Source organism: Methanocalculus sp. (assembly GCF_029762515.1).
In the GTDB taxonomy this organism is placed as follows: Archaea; Halobacteriota; Methanomicrobia; order Methanomicrobiales; family Methanocorpusculaceae; genus Methanocalculus.
This window is the reverse complement of the sequence record NZ_JARVGN010000076.1, coordinates 1-7,049: the sequence shown is the minus strand read 5'-3', so window position 1 is coordinate 7,049 and position 7,049 is coordinate 1. Positions and strand designations below refer to the sequence as shown.

11 protein-coding genes and 1 pseudogene are annotated in these 7,049 nt (G+C 51.1%); 6 read left to right on the top strand and 6 right to left on the bottom strand.

The features are described from left to right. Window positions 1-442 (bottom strand): nitroreductase family protein (locus tag QCH34_RS04075; protein ID WP_300330518.1); only part of this gene is annotated, 442 nt, incomplete at its 3' end. 89 nt (window positions 443-531) lie between these two features. Here QCH34_RS04075 and QCH34_RS04070 point away from each other — a divergent pair. The 3 genes from QCH34_RS04070 to QCH34_RS04060 all read left to right on the top strand — a co-directional run bounded on the left by QCH34_RS04070 (window position 532) and on the right by QCH34_RS04060 (window position 2,255). Further along, window positions 532-1,020: a radical SAM protein gene (locus QCH34_RS04070; protein WP_300330516.1), complete on the top strand. Its 489-nt coding sequence runs from the start codon at window positions 532-534 to the stop codon at window positions 1,018-1,020. Window positions 1,021-1,083: 63 nt separating this feature from the next. Beyond that, on the top strand, window positions 1,084-1,476 hold the full coding sequence (locus QCH34_RS04065; RefSeq protein WP_300330513.1) for a hypothetical protein: 393 nt from the start codon (window positions 1,084-1,086) through the stop codon (window positions 1,474-1,476). A 71-nt stretch (window positions 1,477-1,547) separates the two neighbouring features. Continuing rightward, window positions 1,548-2,255 carry a DUF333 domain-containing protein gene (locus QCH34_RS04060; protein ID WP_300330510.1) on the top strand — a complete coding sequence of 236 codons (708 nt, stop codon included), beginning with the start codon at window positions 1,548-1,550 and terminating at the stop codon, window positions 2,253-2,255. Between the two features lie 58 nt (window positions 2,256-2,313). Here QCH34_RS04060 and QCH34_RS04055 read toward each other — a convergent pair whose 3' ends face one another. Further along, window positions 2,314-2,928 carry a LysE family transporter gene (locus tag QCH34_RS04055; protein WP_300330508.1) on the bottom strand — a complete coding sequence of 205 codons (615 nt, stop codon included), beginning with the start codon at window positions 2,926-2,928 and terminating at the stop codon, window positions 2,314-2,316. 169 nt (window positions 2,929-3,097) lie between these two features. Here QCH34_RS04055 and QCH34_RS04050 point away from each other — a divergent pair, with 169 nt between their 5' ends. From QCH34_RS04050 to hisE, 3 genes are all read left to right on the top strand, one after another. Next, on the top strand, window positions 3,098-3,826 hold the full coding sequence (locus QCH34_RS04050) for an SIMPL domain-containing protein (protein WP_300330506.1): 729 nt from the start codon (window positions 3,098-3,100) through the stop codon (window positions 3,824-3,826). A gap of 137 nt (window positions 3,827-3,963) precedes the next feature. After that, window positions 3,964-4,413: a NusA-like transcription termination signal-binding factor gene (locus QCH34_RS04045; RefSeq protein ID WP_300330504.1), complete on the top strand. Its 450-nt coding sequence runs from the start codon at window positions 3,964-3,966 to the stop codon at window positions 4,411-4,413. After that, window positions 4,403-4,714 (top strand): phosphoribosyl-ATP diphosphatase, encoded by a 312-nt coding sequence (gene hisE, locus QCH34_RS04040; protein WP_300330502.1) that lies wholly within the window; start codon window positions 4,403-4,405, stop codon window positions 4,712-4,714. The genes QCH34_RS04045 and hisE overlap by 11 nt, the downstream gene beginning before the upstream one ends. A gap of 6 nt (window positions 4,715-4,720) precedes the next feature. Here hisE and QCH34_RS04035 read toward each other — a convergent pair whose 3' ends face one another. From QCH34_RS04035 to QCH34_RS04020, 4 genes and pseudogenes are all read right to left on the bottom strand, one after another. After that, window positions 4,721-5,170: a bifunctional nuclease family protein gene (locus tag QCH34_RS04035; protein WP_300330499.1), complete on the bottom strand. Its 450-nt coding sequence runs from the start codon at window positions 5,168-5,170 to the stop codon at window positions 4,721-4,723. 13 nt (window positions 5,171-5,183) lie between these two features. Further along, window positions 5,184-6,236, bottom strand: coding sequence for a flippase-like domain-containing protein (locus QCH34_RS04030; RefSeq protein WP_300330497.1), 1,053 nt, complete (start codon window positions 6,234-6,236; stop codon window positions 5,184-5,186). Window positions 6,237-6,304: 68 nt separating this feature from the next. Further along, window positions 6,305-6,883, bottom strand: a complete 579-nt coding sequence (locus QCH34_RS04025) for a DUF357 domain-containing protein (RefSeq protein WP_300330495.1) — start codon at window positions 6,881-6,883, stop codon at window positions 6,305-6,307. Continuing rightward, a pseudogene (locus tag QCH34_RS04020) lies at window positions 6,880-7,049 on the bottom strand (diphthine synthase); the annotation flags it as partial. The gene QCH34_RS04025 and the pseudogene QCH34_RS04020, both read right to left, overlap by 4 nt.

Here is a 7,049-nt window from a genome sequence, read left to right as displayed (position 1 = left end):
CAAGGAGGATCTCATATCCTTCTGGAACCGGCAGGATCCGCTTCATCTCCTCACGTCTTATGGATCCGAACATACACCCGGAGATCCCCTGCCCGGCAGCTGCTAAAAGGATCGTCTGGGCGGCGATCCCAAGATCGATCGCCGGGTCAGGGCTGCAGTTCTCAGGAGCAATGATCGTGATATAGGCTGGTGGCCGCTCACCTTCAACGGGACCATCCCACTCAGGGAGATCCAGTGCCCAGAGGAGGGCATGTCTGATCTTTGTTGTCTCCTCCGGGTCAACCGAGATGATATATTTCAGGGGCTGGCGGTTCCGGGCAGAGGGGCAGAGCCGGGCGATATCTATGAAATCAATGATCCGTGATTCAGGTAGAAGACGATCTTCCTGAAATCTCCGGGTACTCCTGCTCTTCCGTATGAGGGTGTGTATACTGGTATCCATTCTATGATTCTCCGGCAACAAGCAGATGATCGTGCCTGATGCATGATAGTATTATGTTTTCTCGTCAGCAATACGGCACTGCCAAGGATATGAATACAACCATAAACACCTATGAACTGATGAAAGAGCGATACCCAGACCTCCAGGCAGAAGGTATAGTACGGGATCGTGCAGATGCCGCATATGAGATACTGAGCGACTGCACCCTCTGTCCCCACCAGTGCCATGTTGACAGAACCGCCGGAGAGACCGGGTTCTGCCGGACAGGGAATGAGTTGATCATCTCAAGCTATTCCCCTCATTTCGGCGAAGAGCCGCCGCTTGTCGGGAGAAGGGGATCAGGAACGATCTTCTTCACCAACTGCAATCTCGGATGCATCTTCTGCCAGAACTACGAGATCAGCCAGTGCGGGAGAGGTTTTCAGGTTCGTACAGAGGATCTGGCGGAGATCATGCTCAGGCTCCAGGAGAGGGGATGCCATAATATCAACCTGGTCTCACCCACCCATCAGGTGCCGGGGATTCTGAAGGCAGTAGATATCGCAGCAGGCAGGGGGCTCACCATTCCGATCGTCTAAAATACCGGCGGCTATGACGCAGTCGAAACCCTGCACCTCCTTGACGGAGTGATTGACATCTATATGCCGGATGCGAAGTATGGGAGCAATAGGATTGCTCATGCACTCTCAGGTGCTGCCGATTATGTTGATCGGATGAAAGAAGCACTGTCTGAGATGCACCGGCAGGTAGGGGATCTTGTTATTGAGAACGGTATCGCTGATAGGGGCATGATCATCCGGCACCTGGTGCTGCCAGACGGCCTTGCCGGAACAGAAGAGGTGATGCAGTTCATTGCAGACGAGCTGTCTGTTTCAAATTATGTGAACATCATGCCGCAGTACCGCCCTGCCTGGAAGGTGCGGGAGAAAGGTTCCGGGTTCGATGCTCTCAGGCGGATGATCACGCAGCAGGAGTTCGAGGATGCACTCGCGACTGCACAAAAAGCCGGTCTGAGCAGGGGTTTTCTCGAATAGATAACTGCAGAAATCCCCGCAGTTAAAGGAATATATTTATTATTATACTGCCCAGTATCTGATTGATACCAATGAAAGCGAAACTGTTTTTAATAGCCCTTATGGCTGCCGCCGCCTGCTTCCTCTTAGCAGCCGGATGTGTGGGAGAGGAGCCTCCGGCAGGAATGGAAGTTTCTGCGACAGGAACAATCACCTACATCGACCTTGAAGGAGGATTCTTCGGAATCGTCACCGAAAAAGGCACCCAGTACCTCCCAACAAATCTGGCAGAAGAGCTGAAAGTGGATGGGACAGAAGTGACATTCACCGGTGTGACCGAAGAGGATCTCATCACCATGCAGATGTGGGGAACTCCTATCCGGATCACCGAGATCAGGGTTGAACATGGCGAACCTTCGATCTCCGGCACCGGAGTTATCACCTATATCGATCTTGAAGGCGGATTCTATGGGATTATTACCGGTGCAGGTACACGTTACCTTCCCCTGAACCTGGCAGAGGAGTTCAAAACAGACGGGCTTACCGTCACCTTCACGGCAACACCTGAGGATGTCATGACAATCCAGCAGTGGGGCCAGCCGGTGACGATCATCTCGATCAGTGAATATGATGCCCCCCTGGCGGGTATGGCAAATCCAGCAGCCGTCTTTGTGAAAGAGTCCGGGTATGCATATGAGATCCGATCCGGGCCTGATGGAGAGTATGGAGTAGCTATTCTTCCCGATGGAACCGAGATGGATGAATGGGAATTCTATTGGCAACATCACGACAAAGCCTGATGAGATGGATGGAACCAGCCTGACTGAAAGCTGCCTGGCAGGACTCTGCCACCCTTTTTTAGATCGAACCCGATACAAACCATATCCCAAAGATGACCAGGAATATGCCGCAAGCAGCAAGAACGAGCCGGTATCCGGATTCTGAGAGGAAGAACCTGCCCCGGTGAAGGCTCAGAGAGACGAGAGTGAGCCACCCGATATCGGCTGCCCAGTGGCCGGCCATAAAGGCACCTCCTGCGATGATACCCCCATCAAGGTAGCTCCAGAGAAGGGCAGCACCAACGGTAAACCACCAGATCCAGAAGTACGGGTTTGCAAAGCTGGTGAGAAGGCCTGCTGCAACCGGCTTCTTCACGTCCATGGAATCATCTCCTGTCGGAAGAAGAGCTACGCGGGCCGAGGAGAGGGTAAGGAGACCAAAGAGCACTAATGCTACACCCCCGACAAGGCCGATCACCCATGTCACTGAACCAATAAGGGCACCAAGCCCGACAACAATGAGCAGGATGATCCCGATCTCAGCTCCGATATGGCCAATGCTGACGAGCGGACCGGCACGCCAGCCAGAGGTGACAGAAGCGTTGATGGTGGCGATCAGGGTGGGGCCCGGTGCAAGTGTCCCGGTAAGGCCGATCAGAAGGCCTATGATAAAAATTGAGATGAGATCCGGCATGGACGTATCAGTAGGAACAGGTGTGTTGTTATTCCAGATGAATCAGGCTACTGAATACCATTACAACATTAAAATCCAAAAATCCATTATTTTCTAAATTAGACTGCAAATATCTTCGCAGTTTAGAGAAACTATAAGATATATACAATCCCTTGATAGTATGATCGCTATGCGTAATCACATACTCACACCACTGCTGGCACTGATCCTTGTGTTCAGCCTGATTGTTCTGCCGGTATCGGCGGCAACCACCTCAGATGAAAGGGTGATCCACACCCAGGGAACCGGCACCATTACAACCACTCCCGACCGCGTCGAGATCTCGGTTGCGGTCATGACAGAACATGCCGATGTGAAGGCTGCACAGCAGGAGAATGCAGTAAAGATGAACAGTGTCATGAATGCCCTGAAGATGGCGGGGCTCACCTCTGATGATATCAAGACCACCGGTTATTCAATCTACCAGGTGACAAAGGACGGATCCAGTGTCTTCCCGACCGACAAGCGGGCGCAGGTCTACCGTGTTACGAACACCCTCATGATCACCCTCAAAGACACCACAAAAGCTGGAGATTTCATCGACATCGCCATTGAAAATGGTGCAAACAACGTAGATTATATCTCATTCACCCTGAGTGACGAGAAACAGGCGAGCCTTCGGGCAGAGGCGCTCAAAGAGGCGGTAGCACAATCCCGTGGCGATGCCAATGTCGTCGCCGCATCCCTTGGCTTAACTGTCCGTGATGTGAAGGAGGTTACAATCGGGGGCGGGTACTATCCTGCATCGCCGATGTATGACTACAGGATGCTCGGTGCGGGCATGGAGAAGGCGTCAACCCCGATTGAAGCTGGTGAGGTAAGCGTTACCGCAACGGTCTCAATCACCTACATCTGCTGATGGATCTGCATCCAGACAACCCCTCCTTTCTCTTTTTTCAGCAATGCCACATCAGTACCTGAGAATACAAATGCTTAATGAGGAATATTGACAATATTCCTCCTAAAGAGAATGAATCATCATCTCGGGATAATACAATGGAGCGAACGATTAGTTTTAAAGAACGCAGGTATATTGAAGAGCTCCGTATCCTCACCAAATCAACCGCAATTGACTGTATCATCGACGACCGCTTTGACCGCCTGATCTATATCATAACTCCGGGCGACATGGGTATTGCCATTGGAAAAAGTGGTGACAATATTAAAAGAATGCAGAAGGTGCTCGGCAAGCGGATTGAGATGGTCGAGTATGCAGAGGAGCGGGATCAGTTCATCAGGAACATCTTCAAACCTGCCGAAGTGTTGCAGGTCTCTTTCCCTGAAGGGGAGACCGGCGGAATCCGGGTTACGGTCAGGAACAAGAATGAGGTGGGGATCGCCATTGGAAAAGGTGGCTGCACCATCGAGAAGGCACGCATGATCGTACGCCGTTTCTTTGGTCCCGAGAGCGGGGACATTATCGTTGAGGAAGACCATGGAGCCTGATATCTTCGATACCCTCTGGGAAGTCATAGAGCAGCGGGCAGTTGATTCGAGCGGGAAGAAGTCCTATGTCCGGTCGCTCCTCTTCCATGAGAAGGGATTAGATAAATCCCTTGAGAAAGTGGGTGAGGAGGCGATCGAATATGTTCTTGCCGTAAAAGGGGGAGACCCGGAACGTATCACCTCTGAAGCAGCAGATCTCATCTTTCACCTGATGGTGAGCTTAAAAGCAGCTGATATCAGTTTTGATGCTGTAAAAGAGGAGCTTTCTGTTCGCCGGGCAGGAATGAATCTCCACGATTAACCTTTTTTACACCTGATATTCAGTAAATTCCCTGAGTTCGGGGAGCTGATCCCGGGTCACCGCTGATTCCGCCATCAGTCCTGAATCAATGTATACAGGGGCATTCTTTCGGACAGCGAGGGCGATCCCATCGCTTGGACGGGAGTCGATTGAGAGATCGCCTGTCTGTGTATCAAGAAAGAGGGTGGCATAATAGACGCCATCGTCGATAGAATCGATCCTGACTTCACGCAGCCCTGCTCGAAGTGCGGTGAGTGTGTCACTGAAGAGATCATGCGTCAGGGGGCGTGGGGGTGGCGGGCCGTTGAGAGCAGAATGAATGGATACGGCCTCAAAGAGACCAATAAAAATTGGGATATAGCGTTCATCCCTGGTTTTGAGGAGAACAACCGGGGCAACACCGAGATCATGGATCGCCAGGTAGACGCCGGCCACATCACAGTTGATCTGCTCCATGACCGTGTCAATGTCACTGTGGTTTATCAAGTTGTTGGTTACCCCTCTCGGATTCAACTTCCCGCCTGACAATAATAAGCCCGGATATAAGGCCAATTCCAATATTAAAGTAATACAGGATCATCCGCCAGAGCAGGACAAAGACACCGATGACCGATGTGCTGATGAAGAGGCCATAGATCGAGCTGATTGAGATCTCGGCAACCCCGGCACCACCCGGTGTGAGCGGGATCATCATGATGATTGCAATAATGAGCTGGGAAACAATTGACTCGAGGAAGTATGGATCCTGCCCAAGTCCGACCAAAAGGATCGATGCAATAATGAATTCAAGGAACCAGAAGATGGCAGTGAAGATCAGGCCAAGGAAAAGACCAAACTTTCCCATCCCGATAAATTTACCGAGACTGAAATGGAAGTTATCCACCTCACGATCGACCTTCTCCATGAACCGCTCGACTCTGGCCATCTCCCACTTCTTTGTCATAAAACCGGAGATTGTTCTCATCAGCCGTTTCAGGATAAGCGGATTTCTGACAGAGAGAGCAAAAAGAACAACACCGATCGTCACAACAGCCCAGGTAAGGTAGATGACGGTATTGACGAGTGGAGGGAGGTTCACCTCTTTCCAGGCAGTACCAAGGAGAAAGAGGGTTATTGCTCCGCCAAGCCCGAATATGACGCCATCAAGTACCCTCTCCATGATCACAATGGCTGTCGCGTCCCCCAGTTTTACATTCGCCCGATAGAGTTCATGCACCCGCACCGGCTCGCCTCCTGCCTGGGACGGAGTGATTGCGGCAAGAAAGAGATTGGCAAAGACGAGATTGATACAATGAAAGAGTCCCACCCGATAGCCAAGCGAATATGCCATCACCTTGATCCGGAGAGCCCAGAAGATGAGGGCAATAACATGGATGGTGAGGGCAAGAAGGATGATAAACGGGCTGAGGTTCTTAAGGGCAATGAGTGTGGACTCATCAAAAGTAAAGTACAGGAGCCCTATGAGAAAGAAGGTGCTGAGGCCAATTGAGATCCAGATCCATTTCTTATGTTCTTGATTCATCGCAGTACCTGTACATCACAATTCTGTCATCAACCATTATCTGCCATTCTTAAAACGTCTTCTGGCAATTATGCCGTGAAGAGGTGGCGATCTCCGGTGATCCGAAGGAGTCCTGACCTGACGCCACAGTCAAGCCATCCATATGCATAGCTGTATGCAGCAAGTGCTGAAGCAGAATCCTGCCGGGCATGGTATGCCTCGCCCTTCATCTGCCAATCATCAACACAGTCCCGGATTATGCTACATAAAGGATAGATTGGGCTTGATTCATCTGGTGCATCTTCAATTGAGAGGCATGCATCCCTGAGCATCCTCTGGTATCGTTCTGTCTTCTCTTCAAGATGTTCAGTACAGGTTGGGGGGATCGAACTATGGAGTCCTGGGATCTCGCTGAATGTAGAGGAAACAATCAGAATACCAAGGTTTGCACCGGCATCAAGCCACCCATATCCATAGCACCAGGCAGCAAGGGCATTGACGGGATCACCTCGTTTGTAAAAAACAACACCATCCTCAAGGTAGGCAAACGCCATCTCCAGTATCTCTTCAGCAACCCGGAGATAAGGAGAGGATGGGTTTATCTGTGGATTTGTATCTTCAAGCGCTTCGGTGAAAGACCGGCAGAGTTTTGCAAGCGGAGCATTCATTGAATTGAACCTGATTCAGGGGGAAGACCGGCAAACAATTCCAGGTACTCACGTTCCATCATATGAAGATCTGCGGGGACGATCAGGATATGGAGCGGCGGGCCAAAATCCATTCTCTTCAACTGATCCCCTGATCCGGCGATCACCACCGGATCAGCTGAACCTG

What these genes read in the sequence shown, in the direction of transcription:
- QCH34_RS04070 (WP_300330516.1), top strand. Translation starts at nt 532, where the DNA reads ATGAATACAACCATAAACACCTATGAACTGATGAAAGAGCGATACCCA.
- QCH34_RS04065 (WP_300330513.1), top strand. Translation starts at nt 1,084, where the DNA reads ATGCCGGATGCGAAGTATGGGAGCAATAGGATTGCTCATGCACTCTCA.
- QCH34_RS04060 (WP_300330510.1), top strand. Translation starts at nt 1,548, where the DNA reads ATGAAAGCGAAACTGTTTTTAATAGCCCTTATGGCTGCCGCCGCCTGC.
- QCH34_RS04055 (WP_300330508.1), bottom strand. Translation starts at nt 2,928, where the DNA reads ATGCCGGATCTCATCTCAATTTTTATCATAGGCCTTCTGATCGGCCTT.
- QCH34_RS04050 (WP_300330506.1), top strand. Translation starts at nt 3,098, where the DNA reads ATGCGTAATCACATACTCACACCACTGCTGGCACTGATCCTTGTGTTC.
- QCH34_RS04045 (WP_300330504.1), top strand. Translation starts at nt 3,964, where the DNA reads ATGGAGCGAACGATTAGTTTTAAAGAACGCAGGTATATTGAAGAGCTC.
- hisE (WP_300330502.1), top strand. Translation starts at nt 4,403, where the DNA reads ATGGAGCCTGATATCTTCGATACCCTCTGGGAAGTCATAGAGCAGCGG.
- QCH34_RS04035 (WP_300330499.1), bottom strand. Translation starts at nt 5,170, where the DNA reads ATGGAGCAGATCAACTGTGATGTGGCCGGCGTCTACCTGGCGATCCAT.
- QCH34_RS04030 (WP_300330497.1), bottom strand. Translation starts at nt 6,236, where the DNA reads ATGAATCAAGAACATAAGAAATGGATCTGGATCTCAATTGGCCTCAGC.
- QCH34_RS04025 (WP_300330495.1), bottom strand. Translation starts at nt 6,883, where the DNA reads ATGAATGCTCCGCTTGCAAAACTCTGCCGGTCTTTCACCGAAGCGCTT.